This window comes from Sphingobium salicis subsp. salicis, assembly GCF_049472635.1.
Classification (GTDB): domain Bacteria; phylum Pseudomonadota; class Alphaproteobacteria; order Sphingomonadales; family Sphingomonadaceae; genus Sphingobium; species Sphingobium yanoikuyae_A.
Window position 1 is genome coordinate 926,295 of the sequence record NZ_JAYRCS010000001.1, and the last position, 20,563, is coordinate 946,857.

Below are 20,563 nucleotides of genomic sequence, written 5' to 3' on the forward strand. Positions count from 1 at the left end.
GTGTGGCCCGCCAATTCCTTATTCAGACGTCACAGGACGAAGTTAACCGTCGCCCGGAATGAGATTGCGACGTGATTTTGTTGTTCTTCCGCACCGAATTCGCCGCCGACGCGGAACGTGTCGGTGCCGCCATAGAGGCGGGCCCGGCCGGTCCAGCCGCTGGTGCGTTTGTCGGCGACCAGGACGAAGTCATCGCCATCCTTGAAATGGGCGACCGTGTCGCCGAGCGACCCGCCGATCAACTGGCGGCGACCGCCTTCCAGTTCGAACCGTGCCCAGCCATCCTCGCGATTGAGGCTGCCGAAATCATAGCCGGCGGCGATCGTGCCGTTGGCGGTCATTTCGTCGCTGGTACGACCATCGACGGTCAGGTTGAACGCGTCGCCACCGCCGCTTTCGCTATAGCCGCCTTCCTTCAGGCGGTAATAGTCGATGCCAATGCCCGGACGCAGGCTGAAGCGGTTGAACTGGAGCTGATAGGAAGCCCCGGCCGTGGCCGAATAGAGCTTGCCCGACCAGTCGCCGGTCGCCTTGCGCACGACATCGTCGAGCGCGAAGTTGCGGGTGCCGTCAAAGTCGATATGCGCCGCCGACACGCGCGCGAAGGCCTGGAGCGGACCCCAGCTGCCGCGCCAGTGCGCCGCCAGTTCGAACTGGTCGGAATCCGCCGAGCTGTTGGAGCTGTCGCTGGTGTCCCGGCCATGGATATAGGCGAAGGAACCACCGAAGGCGCCAAGATCGGTCAGATATTCGACGCCGCCGCCTGCGCCCCAGCCATTGATGTCGTAGGAGGCGGTGTCGCCGATGCTCTTGGAACTGCCGAACGCCACCTGCTGCAGCCAGAAGCCGAGCTTGCCGTCCTTGGTGCGGTAGATGCCGTTGGGATCCGACAGGATGCGCGCGGTCGCCCGCGAGCCGGCGGTGACGGCTTCGAAGGTGCTGCCGGAATGTTCGGGCAGCATCTGGCGCAGCGCACCGTTCAGCGTCTGGCCGTCGGTCACGTCCAGATAGGCCGATGCCATCGAGCTGTCATTGTCGAGCGCGTTGAAGATCGCCGAATAGGCCCTTGAAAGCGAACCGGTCAGGCCCAGTTCCGACGTGGTCTTGGCGGCGATCGACAGGGTCACGTCGCCGGTCGTCGTGTCGCTGCTGACACTGCCCTTGAACATATAGGGCAGCAGGGTCGCGCTATCGAGCGCCGGGGTGCCCGACAGCGATGCCGCGCGGACGATGACATAGTCGCCTTCCGATCCGCCGACCTGGGTTAGCGCCACCTTCACCTTGGAACCGCTGGCGAAGCTGGCGGCGCCGGCGACGTCATAGACGGTGTTGGTGCCGTCGGCGCCGTTGATGGTGATGCCCAGCGCCGAACCGGAGGAGGCGCTGAGCGAGGCGAGCGCGATCGAACCGGTGTTGCTGGCTGCCAGCGTGCCGCCGTTCAGCACCAGCGCCATGTTGCCGCTGTTGCTGATCGCGCCGGTATAGCTAGAGGTGCCGTTCAGCGTCATCGTGCCGCTGGCGCCGCCAAAGTCGAGCGCGCCGGTGACGCTGGCGGTATCGGCCAGGGTCAGGGTGGCGCCGGTGCCAGCATAGCTGAGATCGCCGGTCAGGGTCGAACTGCCCGAGAGCGACAGGCTGTTATTGCCCGCGCCCAGGCTGACATCGCCGACGATCCGGCCGGCCGATACCGTCATGACGTCATCGCCCGAGCCGAGCTTGACGTCGCCGACGATGCTGGGCGCGGTCGTGGTCGAGGAGGCGAGCGCCTGGGTCAGCGTCACGCCGCTGCTGTTGGCGCTGAGGTCGATGGCGGTGTTGGTGAGGCCGCCGGTCGCCGAGATGGTGCCGGTGTTGCTGAGGCTGGAGACGGTGCCCGAGGAATCGAGGATCGCGATCGCGCGGCCCTTTTCATCATCGGCGGCGACGGCCGCGACGGTGCCGCTGACCTTGACCGAATTCACCTGTGCCCCGGCGTCGATCACCAGGCCGCGCGACGTGGTGTTCGCGAGCGCCGCGCCCGATGCGGCGACGGTGCCCGAAATCTCGATCGCGTCGCTGGTAGCGCCCGAACCCAGGCGCAGCGCGGTGGCGTTGCTGTCATAGGAGATGGCGGTGATCGATCCGGCGACCAGGACGCCCTTGGCAATGTCGACATCGCCGCCCAGGCCGCCGATCACCATCGCATTGGCATCGACACCGTCATAGATGCCATAGCCCGCGATCGCGCCGCGCACGACCACGCCATAGCCCGAACTGTCGCCCTGGACCACGCCGATGCTGGTGTCGGCGCTGGCCGAGCCGATCTGCACCGCAGCCGCCGAGCCATAGTTGATGACCGTGGCGGTGGTTTCGGTGCTGTCGAGCAGGCCGTCATCATCGATGTCGGTGTCATCTTCGTCGTCATCATCGCTGGCGGTCGGCGCGATGTCGAACACGATGCCGCCGCTGACATTGCCGGCGATGACGAGGGCGGGGCCACCCTGCAGCAGGTCGTCGGCATCGAGCTTGGTGACGTCGCTCGGGCGGGTAGTGGAGCGATAGCCGGTGCTGACGATCGTGCCCTGGATCTTCACTGCTCCATCGACATCGCCCAGCAGGGCGACGGCGGTGCTGTTCGCGCCCTTGGTGCTGATCGAACCGCGGATCGTGGCGTTGCCGTCGATGTCGTTGGCGACCACGCCATAGCTGTTGTCGCCGACGACGGAGATGGTGCCATAGGTCGACAGATTACCGATCAGCGTCGAGTTGACGCGGATGCCGGCGCTGTTGTTGCCTTCGATCGAGATCGTGCCGGTGGTGTCGATATTGCCGGTGTGGGCCGCGCCGGATTCGACCAGAATGCCATTGCGGTTCGTCCCTTTGGCGAACGTGCCGTCAATGTCGCCGTCACTGTCCGTGTCGGTCGCGGTATAATCTTCCGTCAGCGTGATCGTGCCGCTGTTGGTGATGTTGCCGGTGGTGCCGGCCTTGACCAGAATGCCGGTCGCATTGTCGGCATCGTTGATGGTCAGCGAACCCGCGTTGCTGACATTGTTGTTGCTGTCCATCGTGATCGCGGTGCCGCTGGTCAGCGTGATGCTGCCAGCCGAGCTGACCGTGATCGCATCGGCCGCGCCGGAGGCGACGGTGGAGGTCTTGACGGCGGTGGTGGTGGATGAACCGATCGTGGTTTCCGCCGCGGCATGGGTTGCGGTCATCGCAACCAGAACCGGGGCGATGGCCGTGCAGGCCAGCAAATGTCGCATGATATCTCCTCTGAATGCCGCGCCGTTTGATGGGCACGTACATGCGGGAGGGACGTCGCCGCCGGGCCGGTTCCGTCAGGAAAAATGCCGTCCGGCGTGATTTTAGAAGGCGAAATCCAGGCCGATGCGCACGGTGCGGGGGCGCAGCGGCGTATAATAGTCGGTGCTCAGGTCGAACGGCGTGCCGAGCGAGAAACGATTGCCGTCGCTGTCGAACAGGTTGGTGAGCGAAAGCGAGAGTTCGACCGGGCCGCGGGTGACGGCGGCGGACAGGGCCGTATCGACATAATCGCCCTGTTCCCGGCCCAATATCGGTCCGACGCCCAGGCGCGACTTGCCGACATAGCGGGCCGAGGCCGAAAGGTGCAGGCGCATATCGTCGCCCAGCGGCGCGCGATAGTCGGCGGCGACGCGGCCACCCAGATTGGCGACGTTGGGCAGGGTCAGCGAGCGCCCTTCATAGGAAAGAGCGCGCACGAACTGGGTCGGCTGGGTCAGGCGGCTGTCATTGTAGATGATCGAGCCATCCAGCGTCAGCGGCGGGATCGGGCGGATCACGATCCGGCCTTCCACCGTATAGATGCGTCCATCGCCGATATTGGCGGTGGTCGGCAAGCCGATGCGGTCGGTGACGTCGGCCTGGATGTCGCGCCAGTCGGTATAGGCGACATTGCCGCTGAGCGCGACCGTGTCGCGGCCCGGCACGCCCTTACGGAAGCCCAGTTCCATGGTCGAGATGCGATCATTGCGGAAGCTGCGCGCGCGCTGATCGTCGACCGCCAGGCCGCCGGGCCGGAAGCCCTGTTCGAACCGGGCATAAAGCGTCAGCCCCTTCACCGCATCGCTGAGCAGCGAGAAGGAGGGGAGGAAGATGGTTTCGGAGCGATCGGCCTGCGCCTCGACGCGGGCTAGATCAGCGACGGCCGAGAGCATTGCTACCGGATCGATCGCCTCGCCGCTGAGGCGGCTGTTGGTGAGGCGTCCGCCCATGGTGGCGACCAGCCCCTGGAGCGGCTCGAACGAGGCTTCGCCGAACAGGGTCGCTTCCTTGATCCGGTTGCGCACGCCGGTGGCCGTGGCAGGACGTCCGCGACCATAGACCGGGACGCCCGGCAAAATCTCGATCGCCGGTGCGCTCAGCGGGCCATAGCCGGTCAGCGACCGCTGGATGGTCGAGGTGCTTTCCAGATAGGAAACGCCCAGCAGCCAGCCCAGGCCATTGTCGAGGTCGCGCACGAGCCGGTTCTCGGTCGAGAAAAGTTCGACCTTGTTGCGCTGGCGGAACAGGGCCGGCGCGCCGCCCGGCTGGGTCGCGTCATAGCTTTCGGCCAGGACGTTGCGGACATAGCCGGTCGATGAGACGAGGCGCAGATCGTCCCACTGATGCTCGATCCGCGCATTGGCCAGGATATAGTCGGAATGATAGGGCTGGGCGACGCTGGAGGCGCGTTCCAGCCGGCCGACCTCGCGGCTGGCATATTGGGCGTCGTCACCCTCGATATGCTGGTAGGCGGTGCTGAGATCGATCGTCCAGTCGTCCGCCGGTGCGATCCGCAGCGTGGCGCGGCCGCCATAGGTGCGGGTGCGATTGACGTCATCCTTGTCGCGCAAAACATCGTCGATATAGCCGCCTTCCTGCACGCCATAGCCGACGACCCGCAGCGCCACCTTCTCGGGCACGATCGGCAGGTTGAGGATGGCCGACAGGTCGCCGCCCGGATCGCCATGCTGGGTCGCCGACACGCCGGTCGAGATCTGGCCGCCAAACTGCGCGAGATTGGGAGCGTTGGGGATGATGCGGATGATGCCGCCGAGCGATCCGGCGCCATAGAGCGTGCCCTGTGGCCCTTCCAGCACCTCGACCCCGCCGACGTCATAGAGGCGCAGGTCGGGATCGGGCGCGGCATAGTTGAGGCGCATGTCGCCCAGATATTGGCCGGTCGTCGCCTGGGTCGGCCCGGCGACGCCGGAATCGGCGATGGCGCGGATGAACAGCTTGTTGCGACCGGCACCGGCATGGGTGGAACTCAGACTTGCTACGCGCGAGAGCAGCGCGGCCGTGCCCTGTGCTGCGTCGGCGGTCTCGAACAGGCCGCCGGTCACGGTTTCGACCATGCCGGCATAGCGGGGCAGGGGAATGTCGCGCTTGGACGCAGTGACGATGATGTCGGCCGGCGGTTCCTGCGCAACCGGCGCGAGTTGCACGGCTGCGGCTGGCGTCGGCGATGGGGGCGGCGCGGCCTTGCGCGCGCGGACGATGCGCCAGGTGCTGGCGTCGATCTGTCTGGCTTTGGCGCCGCTGCCGCGCAGCAGCTGGGAAAGGGCGCTTGCGGTCGACATCCGGCCCCTGATCGCGGGGGTCGCGATGCCGGCCAGTGACTGGTCCGACATGCCGATGCTGGCGCCGGTTTGACGGCCGAGCGCCACCACCGCCTCGCCCAGGCGTCCCGGAGCGAGGTCGATCGACTGTCTGTCCGCCGCTCGCGCAGGCGATGCGGCCGCTATGGCGAAGGCGGTGACGAAAAGGACGTCAGTTTTGCGACCCATCCCCTTCCTTCAGCAGCCATCCATTCCCCTGTCGGATGGCGGACAGCCCCATCAGGGGCGCGGCAGCGGCGAAGAAGCGGGACGGATCCCGTTCAAGCCGGATCGTGCCGGTAAAGCGCATGGCCTGCGCGCCGGGTGTCGCGGCCAGCGTCACGCCCAGCGAACGGGCGATATCCTGGGTCACGTCGCCGACCGGCGCATTGGCATAGATGAGCTGGCCCTGGCGCCAGCTGGCGACGGCCTGGGGCGCGACGTCCATCACGCGCAGCCCTTCGGCGCCGTCGCTGAGTGCGCGGCCGGCGGGCAGCGAGATGGCTTCGGCCTGCGGATTGTAGATGACCTTGCCCTCGGACACGCCGATGCGGGTGGCGTTGCCGCTATGGACGATGTTGAAGACGGTGCCGGCATCCTCGAACACGGCGTCGCCCACGGTCACGCGGAACGGATCGGCGGCATCATGGCGCACGGTGAAGGCGGCTTCGCCCGCGTCGAGCGCGGCGAAGCGCGCATTCTTGCGGTCGAGGCGCAGGGTGGTGCCGCCGTTCAGTTCGATCCTGGTGCCATCGTCCAGCGCGATGCTGCGGGTTTCGCCGGGGCGGGTGGTGATGCTGTAGATGTCGCTGCGGTTGAGCAGGCCGACCGAGACGGCAGCCACCAGCGCGGCAGCGATCGCGCCGCCGCCGATCCAGCGCAGCGGGCGGCGGTGACGTTCGCCGGCATCATTGGCGGCAACAGGCATGACGACGGATTCTGCCGGAACCATGTCCGCCAGATCTGCGTCGGCCGCCATCAGCGCATCATAGGCGGTCGCTCGGGCGGGATCGCCCTCCAGCCAGATGGTGAAGGCGTCCCAGTCGTCAAATTCGGGATCGCGCGTGCGGATCACCCACCCGAGCGCCTCCTCGTTCATCATGGCCTGTGCCCTGTTCATTTCTTGCCCCTTGAAGAGCCAGACGCCGCCGATCCGCTCATTCCGTATCCAGACTTTGCTTGAGCGCAAGCATCGCCCGATAGGCCTTTTGCAGATCCTTCTCGACCGTGGTCAGGCTGACCCCCAATTCTTCCGCAATCAGCCGCTGGCCGACCCCCTCTATGCGGAAACGGCGGAACACCAGTTCGACGCGGGGGCCAAGATCGGCCAATATGCCGCGCGCCTGTTCCAGCCGCTGATTGAGGATCATGCGTTCGTCGACTGCCAGATCGTCATTCGGATCGGCCATCACCCCTCCGGCGCCTTCGGCCCAGTCCTGCTCGCGTCGTTCGCGCCGGGTGGCGGAGCGATAGCGGTCGAGCATCAGATTGTTGGCCATGCGATAGAGATAGGGCAGGGGATCGGCGACCGGCCCCAGATCCTTGGCCTCCAGCTTCATCCACATGTCCTGCAGCAGATCTTCCGCATCCTCGCCCGCACCGCGCGCGCGCAGGAAGCGCAGCAGGGCAGCGCGATTCTGGAAGAAGATAGCAGAAAGGCCCGTGGCCATGCCTGTGGTGCGTCCGGTATTGGCGATCAGGCGGGTTGCCATAGAGGCAGGGGTGGGGTCTTGGCAATGGCAAGGCGTGGATCGACCGGTCATGGCCTGAAATCATTTACCTAGTGCGCGGCTTGCTCTAGCCCGTTTCGGATATGGCAGGAGCGGACATGGCGACAGCGAAGGTGGCGGATGCAGCAGCAGCGCGGGCGGCGGGGATGGACCCTAACCGGCTGGACGCGCTGGTCGATCATCTGGACCGGACCTATGTGCAGAGCGGCAAATTGCCGCATATGCAGATGCTGGTGTCGCGCGACGAGGTGCCGTTGCTGTCGGTCAGCCGGGGGCAGGCGCGCGCGACCGGCGAGCCGTTGCAGGCCGACGCGCTGTTCCGCATCGCGTCTATGACCAAGCCGGTCACCAGCGTTGCCTTCATGCGGCTGGTCGAACAGGGCAAGGTGGCGCTCGACGATCCGGTGACCGACGTGCTGCCCGAATTTGCCGACCTGCGCGTCGGCGCGGACGGGCGCGGGCGGATGACGCGGCCGATGCAGATGATCGACCTGCTGCGCCACACGTCGGGCCTGACCTATGGGCTGCAACGGCAGACGCCGATTGATGCGCGCTATCGCGAACTGGGGCTGGACGAGTTCCAGCAGAAGCGATCATCGGACGAATTCATCGCCGCGCTGGCCAGCCTGCCGCTGGAATTTTCGCCGGGCGAGCGCTGGAATTACGGCGTTTCGACCGATGTTCTGGGCGTGATCGTCGAGCGACTGTCGGGGCAGGATCTGGAACGCCATTTTCGCGAACATATCTTTGCGCCGCTCGGAATGACGGATACATTCTTCACCATCCCGGTGGATCGGATCGATCGTCTGACCGACGCCTGGCGGCTGGAGGATGACCGGTTGAAGCTCAAGGATCGCGGCGCGCGCAGCAGTTGGCGGCGCAAGCTGCGGTTTCGATCGGGCGGGGGCGGGCTGATTTCCTCGACCGCCGACTATCATCGCTTTGCCCGGATGCTGCTGCGCGGTGGCGAGCTGGATGGGGCACGACTGTTGCAGCCCGAAACGGTGGCGCAGATGCGGACCAATCACCTGCCCGGCGGCGGCGATCTTGCCAGCATGTCGCAGGCGATGTTCAGCGAAGCGGATTATGCCGGCGTGGGTTTCGGCCTGGGCTTCGCGATGACGCTGGCGAACCAGCAATTTTACTGGGGCGGGGTATTCTCGACCTATTTCTTCATCGATCCGGTCGAGCGGCTGATCGGCCTGTTCATGACCCAGCATCTGCCGTCCAGCACCTATCCGGTGCGGGCGGAATTGCGGGCCGGCATCGGGGCCGCCATCGTCGAGCGGCGCGGCGCGAGCTGACGACGGCCAAGCCCGCAGAAAGAGGCGGGAATAGTCCATGCTGCGCTGCAAAAAATGAATTGGCATGGCGAAGCGCGCTGTGCCATCATCCCGGTGACTCATAGAGGGAGATCCCGGCCATGAATCTCAAGGGCGAGACGCAGCTTCCCAAGCCGGCACCCCGGCAGGTTGATCCGCAGATTCTGGCCCATGAGATTGTCGAGCGATTGACCTATCGCATCGGCAAGGATGCCAAGGCAGCCAAGCCGCATGACTGGCTGCATGCGGTCATCCTCTCGATCCGCGACCGGGTGATCGACGCCTGGATCGAGTCCACCCACAAGACCTATGAGGAACAGGGGCGCCGGGTCTATTATCTGAGCCTGGAATTCCTGATCGGCCGGCTGATGCGCGATGCCGCATCCAATATGGAGATGCTGGACGATTTGCAGGCCGCGCTCGACTCGCTGGGCGTCGACCTGGACCTGATCGCCGCGCTGGAGCCGGATGCGGCGCTGGGCAATGGCGGCCTGGGGCGCCTCGCCGCCTGCTTCATGGAGAGCATGGCGACGGTCGACATCCCCGCTTATGGCTATGGCATCCGTTATGTGAACGGCATGTTCCGGCAGGAGATCAGCGACGGCTGGCAGGTGGAACTGCCGGAAAACTGGCTGGCGCACGGCAACCCCTGGGAGTTCGAGCGGCGCGAGGCGAGTTACGAGGTCGGGTTCGGTGGGCGCGTCGATCCGGCCGAGTGCGAGAATTGCGGCCCCTATCAGATGAGCTGGCGTCCGGCCGAACGGGTGATCGCCACCCCCTATGACACGCCGATCGCCGGCTGGCGCGGCAAGCGGGTCAATACGCTGCGCCTGTGGGAGGCGCAGCCGATCGACCCGATCCTGCTCGACAAGTTCAATGCCGGCGACCATCTGGGCGCGCTGTCCGAAAGCAACCGGGCCGAGGCGCTGACCCGCGTTCTCTATCCCGCCGACTCTTCACCGGCGGGGCAGGAATTGCGGCTGCGGCAGGAATATTTCTTCTCCTCCGCCTCGCTGCAGGACATTGTCCGGCGGCATATCCAATATTTCGGCGATGTCCGCACCCTGCCGGACAAGGCGGCGATCCAGCTCAACGATACCCATCCGGCGGTGTCTGTGGCGGAGTTGATGCGCATCCTGGTCGACGAGCATGGGCTGGATTTCGACGAGGGCTGGGACATTGTCCGTCGCACCTTCGGCTATACCAACCACACCTTGCTGCCCGAGGCGCTGGAAAGCTGGCCGGTGCCCTTGTTCGAGCGGTTGCTGCCACGGCACATGCAGATCGTCTATGCGATCAACAGCCGCTTGCTAGGCGAGGCGCGTAAGTCCGGCCAGTTCGACGATCATGCGATCGGCACCATCTCGCTGATCGACGAGGGCGGCGAGCGGCGGGTACGGATGGGCAATCTGGCCTTTGCCGGATCGCACAGCGTCAACGGCGTGTCGGCGCTGCATACCGACCTGATGAAGGTCACGGTCTTTGCCGACCTGCACAAGCTCTATCCCGCGCGGATCAACAACAAGACCAACGGCGTCACCTTCCGCCGCTGGCTGATGCAGTGCAACCATGGCCTGTTCGAGCTGATCCGCGAGGCGATCGGCGACCGCTTCATGGACGATGCCGAGGCGCTGCGCGAGCTTGACAATTTCGCCGACGACACCGCCTTCCAGGAACGGTTCCTGGCGGTGAAGCGCTTCAACAAGGTCGCGCTGGCCGACCTGCTGCGCAAGCGCATCAATGCGCGGATCGACGCCGACGCGCTGTTCGACATCCAGATCAAGCGCATCCATGAATATAAGCGGCAATTGCTCAACATCATCGAGGCAGTGGCGCTCTATGACCAGATCCGTTCTCACCCGGAAAAGGACTGGGTACCGCGGGTCAAGCTGTTCGGCGGCAAGGCGGCGCCCAGCTATCATAATGCCAAGCTGATCATAAAGCTGGCGGGCGACGTGGCCCGCGCGATCAATCATGACCCGTCGGTGCAGGGGCTGCTGAAGGTGCAGTTCGTGCCCAATTACAATGTCTCCATGGCCGAGATGATGATCCCGGCCGCCGATCTGTCGGAACAGATTTCGACCGCCGGCATGGAGGCGTCGGGCACCGGCAACATGAAGTTCGCGGTCAATGGCGCGCTGACCATCGGCACGCTGGACGGCGCCAATGTCGAGATGCGCGACCATGTCGGCGAGGATAATATCGTGATCTTCGGCCTGACCGCGGCCGAGGTGAACCAGCGCCGGGCCGAGGGCTATAATCCGCGCGCGGTGATCGAACAGAGCCGGGAACTGGGGCAGGCGCTCAATGCCATTGCCAGCGGCGTCTTCTCGCCCGACGACCCCAATCGCTACAAGGATCTGATCCAGGGTATCTACGACCATGACTGGTTCATGGTGGCGGCCGATTTCGACAGCTATGCCGCCGCCCAGCGCCGGGTCGATGGCATCTGGCAGGATCAGGCATTGTGGGCGAAGAAGGCGATTCACAATGTCGCGCGCATGGGCTGGTTCTCGTCCGACCGGACGATCCGCGAATATGCCGCCGACATCTGGAAGATGGGATGATAAGAATGGCCGCTATCGGCGGAGACGGGAGATAGGAGCGTGCTGACGCCGGAGCAGATCGACCGGCTGGTCGAAGGGCGGGATGCCGATCCCTTCGCGACGCTTGGCGTGCATCCGGTCGATCCTGACAGCGGCAAGACCGGTTTTACCGCCTGTGTGCTGCTGCCCGACGCCGTCAGCGTCAGCGCGCACACGCTGGATGGCAAGGCGGTCGGCGAACTGGCGCTGATCCACCCGGCCGGACTGTTCGAGGGCAAGGTCAAGATCCGCAAGCGCCAGCCGCTGCGCTATGAAGCGCAATATGCCGATGGCGGCCGCTATGCGACGATCGACCCCTATGGCTTTGGCCCGGTGCTGGGGCCGATGGACGATTATTATTTCGCCGAAGGATCGCACAAGCGGCTGTTCGAGAAGCTGGGCGCGCATCCGATGGAGCATGAAGGGATTGCCGGCACCCATTTCGCGGTCTGGGCGCCCAATGCCCGGCGCGTGTCGGTGGTCGGCGACTTCAATCGCTGGGACGGGCGGCGCGCGGCGATGCGGCACCGGCAGGATGCGGGCGTATGGGAAATCTTCCTGCCCGAAGTCGGCATCGGCCAGCCCTACAAGTTCGAGATTGTCGGGCCGGACGGCGTGGTGCTGCCGCTCAAGGCTGATCCCTTCGCCTTTCGCTCGGAACTGCGCCCGTCGACCGCGTCGATCGTCAACGGTCCGCCGGCGCATATATGGGGCGATGCGGATCACCGCGACCATTGGCAGAAGGCGGATGCGCGGAGGCAGCCCATCTCCATCTACGAGGTGCATGCCGGATCATGGCAGCGCGACGAAAATGGCGATTTCCTGCACTGGGATGCGCTGGCCGAGCGGCTGATCCCCTATGTCGTGGGCATGGGTTTCACCCATATCGAGTTCTTGCCGATCAGCGAATTTCCCTATGATCCAAGCTGGGGCTACCAGACGCTGGGCCTTTATGCGCCGACTGCGCGTTTTGGCGATCCGGCGGGCTTTGCCCGCTTCGTCGATGGCGCGCACCGGGCGGGGATCGGCGTCCTCCTTGATTGGGTGCCGGCGCATTTCCCGACCGACGAGCATGGCCTGGCCCGGTTCGACGGCACCGCGCTTTATGAACATGCCGATCCGCGCAAGGGGTTCCAGCCGGACTGGAACACGGCGATCTACAATTTCGGCCGGCGCGAGGTCGCGGAATATCTGACCAACAATGCGCTCTTCTGGGCCGAGCGCTATCATGTCGACGGGCTGCGGGTCGATGCAGTCGCGTCGATGCTCTACCTCGATTATTCGCGCAAGCCTGGCGAATGGATCCCCAACGACCATGGCGGGCGGGAAAATGTGGAGGCAGTCGCCTTCCTCCAGGGGATGAACAAGGCGCTCTATGCGGAGTCGCCCGGCGTGATGACGATCGCGGAAGAATCGACCAGCTGGCCGCAGGTGTCGGCGCCGGTGCATCAGGGTGGTCTGGGCTTCGGCTTCAAATGGAATATGGGCTTCATGCACGACACGCTGCGCTATCTGGCGCGCGAGCCGGTGCATCGGCAGCATCATCATGACGACATCACCTTCGGCTTGCTCTACGCCTTCAGCGAGAATTTCGTGCTGGCGCTGAGCCATGACGAGGTGGTGCATGGCAAGTCGTCGCTGCTGCACAAGATGGCGGGCGACGACTGGCAGAAATTCGCGACGCTGCGGGCTTATTATGCCTTCATGTGGGGCTATCCCGGCAAGAAGCTGCTGTTCATGGGGCAGGAATTTGCCCAGCGCGCCGAGTGGAGCGAGCAGCGGGCGCTCGACTGGAACCTGGTCGATCATGCGCCCCATCAGGGCGTGCAAATGCTGGTCGGCGACCTCAACCGCCTCTATCGCTCGCGGCCGGCATTGCATGCGCGCGATTGCGAGGCGGAAGGGTTTGAATGGGTGCTGGTCGACGGCGCGGCGGACAGCGTCTTTGCCTGGCAACGGCGGGCGCCCGGCCACAAGCCGATCGTCGTCATCAGCCATTTCACGCCGGTGCTGCGCCATGGCTATCGCATGCGGCTGCCCGTGGGTGGTCGCTGGCGCGAGATACTCAATAGCGATGCGTGTGAATATGGCGGCAGCGGAGCCGGCAATATGGGCGTGGTCGAGGCCGATGAGAGCGGATGGGCGAACATAACCATCCCGCCCTTCGGAACCTTGATGCTGGAACTGGACTATTGATACCGAGGAACGCGTGCAGGCGGTCGCGGGCATGAGAGAGGAGCCCTAATGCAACAACGCAATCAGCCGATCGCGCGCGACGCCATGGCCTATGTGCTGGCCGGCGGTCGCGGCAGTCGCCTTGCCGAGCTGACCGACCGGCGGGCCAAGCCGGCGGTGCATTTCGGCGGCAAGGCGCGGATCATCGACTTTGCCCTGTCCAACGCGCTCAACAGCGGTATTCGCCGCATCGGCGTCGCGACCCAGTATAAGGCCCATTCGCTGATCCGCCATTTGCAGCGCGGGTGGAACTTCCTGCGGCCCGAGCGCAACGAGAGCTTCGACATATTGCCCGCCAGCCAGCGTATTTCCGAAAGCCAATGGTATGAGGGCACGGCCGACGCGGTGTTCCAGAATATCGACATCATCGAAAGCTATGCGCCGGAATATATGGTCATCCTGGCCGGCGATCATGTCTACAAGATGGACTATGAGCTGATGCTGCAGCAGCATGTCGACAGTGGCGCGGACGTCACGGTCGGCTGTCTGGAGGTGCCGCGTCAGGAGGCGGTAGGCTTTGGTGTGATGCATGTCGACGAGGCGGACGTCATCACCGCCTTTGTTGAAAAGCCCAAGGATCCGCCCGCCATTCCCGGCCAGCCCGACATGGCGCTGGCATCGATGGGCATCTATGTGTTTCGCACCCGCTTCCTGATCGAGCAATTGTGGCGGGACGCCGACGACAAGAACAGCAAGCGTGATTTCGGTGGCGATATCATCCCCTATATCGTCAAGCACGGGAAGGCGGTGGCGCATCGCTTCTCCAGCAGCTGTGTGCGGGCGGAAAGCGAGCTGGTGCCCTATTGGCGCGATGTCGGCACGATCGACGCCTATTGGCAGGCCAATATCGACCTGACCGACGTCGTGCCGAGCCTGGACCTTTACGACCGCAGCTGGCCGCTCTGGACCTATTCGGAGGTCACGCCGCCGGCCAAGTTCGTCCATAATGAGGATGGCCGGCGCGGATCGGCGACCAGTTCGCTGGTGGCGGGCGGTTGCATCGTGTCGGGCTCCTCGCTGCATCGCAGCCTGCTCTTTTCCGAAGTGCGCACCCACAGCTTCTCTTCCATTACAGAGAGCGTCATCATGCCCAACTGCGTGATCGGGCGCGGCGCGCGGCTGCACAAATGCGTGGTGGATTCCGGGATCAGCATCCCGCCGGGCCTGATCATCGGCGAAGACCCGGCCTTTGACGCGCAGCATTTCCGCCGCACCGACAGCGGCATATGCCTGGTGACGCAGCCGATGATCGATCGGCTGGTGGCCTGAAACGAAGGATGATGATGAAGCTTCTGTCGGTTGCGTCCGAAATCTATCCGCTGATCAAGACCGGGGGGCTGGCCGATGTCGTCGGCGCGCTGCCCGGCGCGCTGGCCGGCCATGATGTCGAGACCCGGACCTTGGTGCCGGGCTATCCGTCGGTGCTGTCGAAGCTGGGTAAGGCCAAGGCGGTGCGTCGCTATGACAAGCTGTTCGGCGCCCCGGCGACGGTGCTGGCGGGCAAGGTCGGCGACCTCGACCTGCTGGTGCTGGATGCGCCCGATTTCTTCGCGCGCGAAGGCGGGCCCTATGGCGACCATGGCGGCAATGACTGGGGCGACAATTGGCGGCGCTTTGCCGCGCTGGCGCGGGTCGGGGCGGACATTGCGGCGGAGGGCGTGAAGGGCTGGGTGCCCGACATCGTCCATGTCCATGACTGGCAGGCGGCGATGACGGCGGCCTATATGCGCTTTGGCCCGGCCCATGCCGTGCCGCGCGTCGTGACCATCCATAACCTGGCCTTTCAGGGGCGGTTCGGCCCGGAGATATTCGCTCAGTTGGGCCTGCCGGCCGAAGCCTGGGGCATGGATGGCGTCGAATATTATGGCGGCACCGGCTTCCTGAAGGCGGGGTTGGTGTCGGCCGATGCGATCACTACGGTCAGCCCGACCTATGCCGAGGAAATCCGCTCGCCGGTCCATGGCATGGGGCTGGACGGGCTGATCAACGGGCGCAGCGACAAGCTGCACGGCATATTGAACGGAGTCGATACCGATATCTGGAACCCGGCCGAGGATGAACTGATCGCGCGGCGCTACAGCGCGCGCGCGCTGAGCGGGCGCAGCGCCAACCGGCGGGCGCTGGAAAAGCGCTTCGGCCTGCAGCGCGACGATGCGCCGATCTTCGTCATCATCAGCCGCCTGACCTGGCAAAAGGGCATGGACCTGATGATGGGGGCGATCGACCATCTGGTCGGGCTGGGCGCGAAGCTGGCGGTGCTGGGATCGGGCGATCATGCGCTGGAGGGCGGTTTTCTGGCGGCGGCGGACCGCCATCGCGGCCGGGTGGGCGTGCAGATCGGCTATGACGAGCCGATGTCGCATCTGTTGCAGGCGGGCGGCGACGCGATCCTGATCCCGTCGCGGTTCGAGCCATGCGGCCTGACCCAGCTTTATGGCCTGCGCTATGGCTGCGTGCCGGTGGTGGCGCGGGTCGGTGGCCTGGCCGATACGGTGATCGACGCCAATGAGGCGGCGGTGAGCGCGGGCGTGGCGACCGGCATCCTGTTCGCTGGCGATGATCCGCTGGCGCTGCACGGCGCGATTGCGCGGACGGTGCGCCTGCATGGCGAGCCGGAGGCCTGGCAGGCGATGCAGCGCGCGGGGATGCGCGCCGATTTCAGCTGGACCCATAGCGCGGCGCGCTATGCGGCCCTTTATCGCAGCCTGCTGGGGCGCGAAGCGGCATGAGCGCGGGCGGGTTCGGGCCGGTGATCGATGCCGGCGGAACCCGCTTTGCCGTCTGGGCGCCGGAGGCGACGCAGCTCTGGCTCTGCCTGTTCGATCAGGGCGACCGGGAGACCCGCCTGCCGATGACGCGGGGAGAGGAGGGCGTCTGGCAGGTCCATGCGCCGGGCGTCGGCGTCGGGCGCCGCTATGGCCTGCGCGCCGACGGCCCATATGATCCCGATAGCGGCCTATGGTTCGATCCCGACAAACTGCTGCTCGATCCCTATGCGCCGGCGCTCGACCGGGCCTTCGTCCATGACCCGATGCTGGCCGCACCGCGCGGGCAGGGGGAGGATACGGCGCCGCTGATGCCCAAAGGGGTTGTGAGCGCGCCTCTGCCGCCGGTCGCGCCGGCGCCGCCATGCTTCCAGCCAGGCGGGCTGATCTATGAATTGCAGGTGCGCAGCTTCTCGCTGTTGCATCCTGACGTTCCCGAGGCGCGGCGCGGCACGATCGCGGCGCTGGCGCATCCGGTGGTGATCGATCATCTGCAGAAGCTGGGCGTTGGGGCGGTCGAACTGATGCCGATCAACGCCTGGATCGACGAGCGACATTTGCCGCCGCTCGGCCTGCGCAATGCCTGGGGCTATAATCCGGTCAGCTATTTCGCGCTCGATCCGCGACTGGCGCCCGGCGGCCTAACCGAACTGCGCGATACGGTGGCGGCGCTGCACGATGCGGGGATCGGCGTGATCATGGACATGGTCTATAATCATGACGGCGAAAGCGACAGGCTGGGGCCGACCTTGTCGCTGCGCGGCCTCAATGCCCGCGCCTATTTCCGGCATGAGGCGGACGGGCGGCTGATCAACGATACCGGCACCGGCAACAGCGTGGATTGCAACCAGCCGATGGTGCGCCGGCTGATCCTGGAATCGCTGCGCCATTTCGTGGTGCAGGCGGGGATCGACGGCTTCCGTTTCGATCTGGCGCCGGCGCTGGGGCGGCTGCCGGACGGGTTCGACCGTGATGCGCCGCTGCTGGCGGAGATGCGCGCTGATCCGGTGCTGGGCGACCGCATTCTGATCGCCGAGCCATGGGATATCGGGCCGGGGGGCTATCAACTGGGCCGGTTCGGGCCGCCCTGGCTGGAATGGAATGACCGTTATCGTGACGATATGCGGCGATTCTGGCGGGGCGACGCTGGTACGATCGGTGCCTTTGCCACGCGGCTGGCAGGATCATCGGATATTTTCGAGGGGATGACCCGCAGCGTCAATTTCCTCGCCGCCCATGACGGCTTCACTTTGGCCGACTGCACCGCTTATGCGGCCAAGCATAACCTCGCCAATGGCGAGGATAATCGCGACGGGCATGGCGAGAATTTCAGCTGGAACAATGGCGTGGAGGGGGCGAGCGACGATCCGGCGGTGAACGCGGCGCGGCGGCGCGACATCAAGGCGCTGCTCTCCACCCTCTTCTGCTCGCGCGGGACGATCATGCTGACGGCGGGCGACGAGTTCGGACGCAGCCAGATGGGCAATAACAATGCCTATGCGCAGGATAATGGCATCAGTTGGATCGAGTGGGACGCGCGCGACCGGGAGATCGAGGCCCATGCCTTTGCGCTGGGGGAGTGGCGGCGGCGTTGCGCCGAATTGACCGACGTGGCGCTGCTGGGCGAGGGCGATGTCGTCTGGCTGGACGAGGGCGGTCAGCCGCTGAGCGTCGCCCAATGGGAGGATCCTGCGCGGCGGCGGCTGGTGCTGCATTTTCGGGCGTCGGGCCTAAGCCTGTGCATCAATGGCGCGGAGGGAGATTTTCTTTTCGATCTGCCTGACGGTCCCCTGATGGTGCCGGGGCGCAGCGTCATGCCGCAACGCCGTAGCGTTATCCCGGAAGGTGCAGCCGCGCCCGATTGATGCGCGGCGATCCACCCGGCATCCTGCCCGCCGATCGGGGGCTTCCTTCGCCCGCCAAAGCATGGCTAAGCAGGGGCAAAGGGAGCAGGACGACAGATGACGGAAGCAGGATCGGCGGCAGGACCGGGAGCGGACGAGGAACGGGATCTGTTGGGCGGGCGCTGGCTGACGGGCGATACGCCCTATGGCGCGATGATCGACCGGCTGCGCGATTTTCTGGACCATGTCGCCGCGGCCAAGCTGGACGACGCTACGGCGCAGGCACTGGACGCGGACCTGGCCGCCTGGACGCAGCGGCTGACGCCGATGGTGGCGGACGAAGCGCATCGCATGTTCGGCCGGGTGCGCGATGCGCCGGGCCATGGCCAGGTGTTCGCACCGGCCTTCATCCCCGATCAGATGGGCGATGATTCGCTCCATGCCCGCGTTACCTTTGGCGCCTTCCATCTGGGCGCCAATTATGCCGCCCATGGCGGGGCGGTGGCTTTGCTGTTCGACGAAATATTGGGGCTGCCGGCGAATATGAGCGCGCAGCGCATGGCGCGCACCGCCTATCTGCACGTCAATTATCGCGCGATCACGCCGATCGACAAGGAATTGCAGGTCAGTGCCTGGGTCACGAAGGTCGAGGGGCGCAAGCGTTTCGTGCGGGGTGAGTTGCGGGATGGGGATGTTCTGTGTGCCGACGCCGAGGGGCTGTTCATCGAATTGCTGCCGCATCAGCAATAAGGCGGGAACCATCGCCGCACTGGCCCGTTCTGTTGCATGAGGCCGCCGCACTTCCCCCCGCTCGGGCGGTCTCGCAGATCGGGTCCGTCGACATCCCCCCGTCGACGGGCCTTCTCTTTTTTCAGGCCATTTTGATGAGCGCGCCATCCTGCGCGGCGGAGCGGCGGATCGCGTCGAGTATCGCCATCGCCGCGACGCCATCATGGAAGGTCGGGACCGGGACGCCATCGGGCATGGGCCGACCTTCGACACCGGCGCGCAGCGCTTCGTACAGGCGGATGAAGGGGGCGAGTTCGAACAGCATTGCCGCTTTGCGCGGATCGTCGGCTTCGATCGGCGGCAGGCCAAGGTCGGCATCGACGGGCATGTCGCGCACGCCATCCCGGTCGGCGATCCTGACCACGCCTTTGTCGACCCAGAGCGTGCCATGGGTGCCGGCGACGCGGCTCACATTCTCGGACGGTCCCCAGACCCCGGCGCTGTGCTGGAGAATGCCCTGTGCGCCATTCTTCATGCGGAAGCGGACGATATAGCTGTCCTCCGCCGCGTCGGCCGGGCGGTCCGAGACGGTGGGGAGGGTAGCGCTGAGGCTGTCGACCTCACCCAACCAGACGCGCAACTGGTCGACCAGATGCGAGCCATGGGCGCCGAGCCAGCCGCCGCCCGCGCCGGCATCGAACCACCAGCGCGGCATGCGGGCGGCGGGATCGGCGACGATCGGCAGGACGCTGGATAGCGTCACATAGCGCGGATCGCCGATCAGCCCGTTGGCGATGGCGCGGCCGATCATCGCGCGATCGGGCGCCCAGCGGAACTCATTGCCGATCAGGTGCGTGACGCCCGCCTGTTCCGCCGCCGCCAGCATCGCGCGGGCCTCGGCCAGGTCGGCGGCCATCGGCTTTTCGCAAAGTATATGACAGCCGCGCTCGATCGCGGTCAGGGCGAGCGCGGCATGGGTGGCGGGCGGCGTGGCGATCGTTACCGCAACGGCGCCGGTGCGCTCGATCGCTTCGCCCAGATCCGTAAAGATGTCAGCGATGGTGACACTGTCGGCGCGGCGGCGGGTGCGGTCGGGGTCGGTGCCGACGAGGCCCGCTACCTCGAACCCGGCAGCGCGCAGCGCGGGCACATGGATGCGGCAGCCAAAGCCGGTGCCGACGACGATCGCGCGGGGGGCAGGGGGCATGGTTGGTCCTTTCGGGCGGGTCAGGTGGCGGGAACGGCGGCGAAGAAGTCGATCCCGGCCTGGGTCGGGAAAATATATTCGAGATAATGGCCCAGCTCCGGCGCATCGACGAAGCAACTGTCCATGAAGCCCTGATTATGGCTGACATGGGGGACGGGCAGGCCGTCGGCTTGCGCGCGGGCGAGCAGCGCCTGCCACTGCGCGGCGTCGTGGATCAGATAGCCCAGATGATGATTGCGCATCTGGAAAGCATCGCCGGGGGCGAGCCGGTCCATGTAGATGGCCGACCCCGGCCCGGAGGCGGTCAGCAATTCATACATGACGGGGCCGACCCAGGTCAGTTCGACGCGGATCTGGCCGCCGGCCGCCAGCGGCCCTTCGAGCCGGCGAAAGGCGCCTATGCCATAGCGATCGGCCAGGATCGTCTGGGCGCGGTCGATATCGTTGGTCGCATAGGCGATCTGGAAATGTTCGGCGCGCAGCACGCCCGATGCCGGGTCGACAAGCGGCGATGGTCGGCGCAACAACATGGGCGCTATCCTC

The 20,563-nt window shown here is 65.6% G+C and carries 13 protein-coding genes; 7 read left to right on the plus strand and 6 right to left on the minus strand.

Features of this window, described 5'->3' with window-relative positions; translation table 11 throughout:
- Positions 1 to 29: 29 nt before the first annotated feature.
- The 4 genes from VHN57_RS04600 to VHN57_RS04615 form a co-directional block, all read right to left on the minus strand.
- Positions 30 to 3,245, minus strand: coding sequence for an autotransporter domain-containing protein (locus tag VHN57_RS04600; RefSeq protein ID WP_278987073.1), 3,216 nt, complete (start codon positions 3,243 to 3,245; stop codon positions 30 to 32).
- A 102-nt stretch (positions 3,246 to 3,347) separates the two neighbouring features.
- Positions 3,348 to 5,792 carry a TonB-dependent receptor gene (locus VHN57_RS04605; protein WP_278987074.1) on the minus strand — a complete coding sequence of 815 codons (2,445 nt, stop codon included), beginning with the start codon at positions 5,790 to 5,792 and terminating at the stop codon, positions 3,348 to 3,350.
- Entirely contained in the window at positions 5,776 to 6,705 is a 930-nt protein-coding gene (locus tag VHN57_RS04610) for a FecR family protein (protein WP_423285977.1), read from the minus strand. Before VHN57_RS04610 ends, VHN57_RS04605 begins: the two co-directional genes overlap by 17 nt.
- A gap of 55 nt (positions 6,706 to 6,760) precedes the next feature.
- The gene (locus tag VHN57_RS04615; protein ID WP_029547652.1) at positions 6,761 to 7,273 is read right to left on the minus strand and encodes an RNA polymerase sigma factor; all 513 of its coding nucleotides are present in this window, start codon (positions 7,271 to 7,273) and stop codon (positions 6,761 to 6,763) included.
- A gap of 158 nt (positions 7,274 to 7,431) precedes the next feature.
- On the opposite strand from VHN57_RS04615, the gene VHN57_RS04620 reads away from it, so the two are divergent.
- The 7 genes from VHN57_RS04620 to VHN57_RS04650 all read left to right on the plus strand — a co-directional run bounded on the left by VHN57_RS04620 (position 7,432) and on the right by VHN57_RS04650 (position 18,834).
- Entirely contained in the window at positions 7,432 to 8,637 is a 1,206-nt protein-coding gene (locus VHN57_RS04620; protein WP_278987228.1) for a serine hydrolase domain-containing protein, read from the plus strand.
- 119 nt (positions 8,638 to 8,756) lie between these two features.
- A complete protein-coding gene (locus tag VHN57_RS04625; protein ID WP_099231761.1) occupies positions 8,757 to 11,222 on the plus strand; it encodes a glycogen/starch/alpha-glucan phosphorylase in 2,466 nt (821 codons plus the stop codon).
- Positions 11,223 to 11,261: 39 nt separating this feature from the next.
- Positions 11,262 to 13,436 (plus strand): 1,4-alpha-glucan branching protein GlgB, encoded by a 2,175-nt coding sequence (glgB, locus tag VHN57_RS04630; RefSeq protein ID WP_278987229.1) that lies wholly within the window; start codon positions 11,262 to 11,264, stop codon positions 13,434 to 13,436.
- Between the two features lie 48 nt (positions 13,437 to 13,484).
- Entirely contained in the window at positions 13,485 to 14,744 is a 1,260-nt protein-coding gene (gene glgC / locus VHN57_RS04635) for a glucose-1-phosphate adenylyltransferase (protein WP_069336317.1), read from the plus strand.
- Between the two features lie 8 nt (positions 14,745 to 14,752).
- Positions 14,753 to 16,204, plus strand: a complete 1,452-nt coding sequence (gene glgA / locus VHN57_RS04640) for a glycogen synthase GlgA (protein WP_423282914.1) — start codon at positions 14,753 to 14,755, stop codon at positions 16,202 to 16,204.
- Positions 16,201 to 18,105, plus strand: a complete 1,905-nt coding sequence (glgX, locus tag VHN57_RS04645) for a glycogen debranching protein GlgX (RefSeq protein ID WP_423282916.1) — start codon at positions 16,201 to 16,203, stop codon at positions 18,103 to 18,105. The genes glgA and glgX overlap by 4 nt, the downstream gene beginning before the upstream one ends.
- A gap of 96 nt (positions 18,106 to 18,201) precedes the next feature.
- The gene (locus VHN57_RS04650; RefSeq protein WP_159365733.1) at positions 18,202 to 18,834 is read left to right on the plus strand and encodes a PaaI family thioesterase; all 633 of its coding nucleotides are present in this window, start codon (positions 18,202 to 18,204) and stop codon (positions 18,832 to 18,834) included.
- Positions 18,835 to 18,955: 121 nt separating this feature from the next.
- Here VHN57_RS04650 and VHN57_RS04655 read toward each other — a convergent pair whose 3' ends face one another.
- Both VHN57_RS04655 and VHN57_RS04660 read right to left on the minus strand, forming a co-directional pair.
- Positions 18,956 to 20,020 (minus strand): Gfo/Idh/MocA family protein, encoded by a 1,065-nt coding sequence (locus tag VHN57_RS04655; protein WP_278988824.1) that lies wholly within the window; start codon positions 20,018 to 20,020, stop codon positions 18,956 to 18,958.
- A gap of 20 nt (positions 20,021 to 20,040) precedes the next feature.
- Complete coding sequence (locus VHN57_RS04660; protein ID WP_423282918.1) at positions 20,041 to 20,550, minus strand: hypothetical protein; 510 nt, start codon at positions 20,548 to 20,550, stop codon at positions 20,041 to 20,043.
- Positions 20,551 to 20,563: the final 13 nt, after the last annotated feature.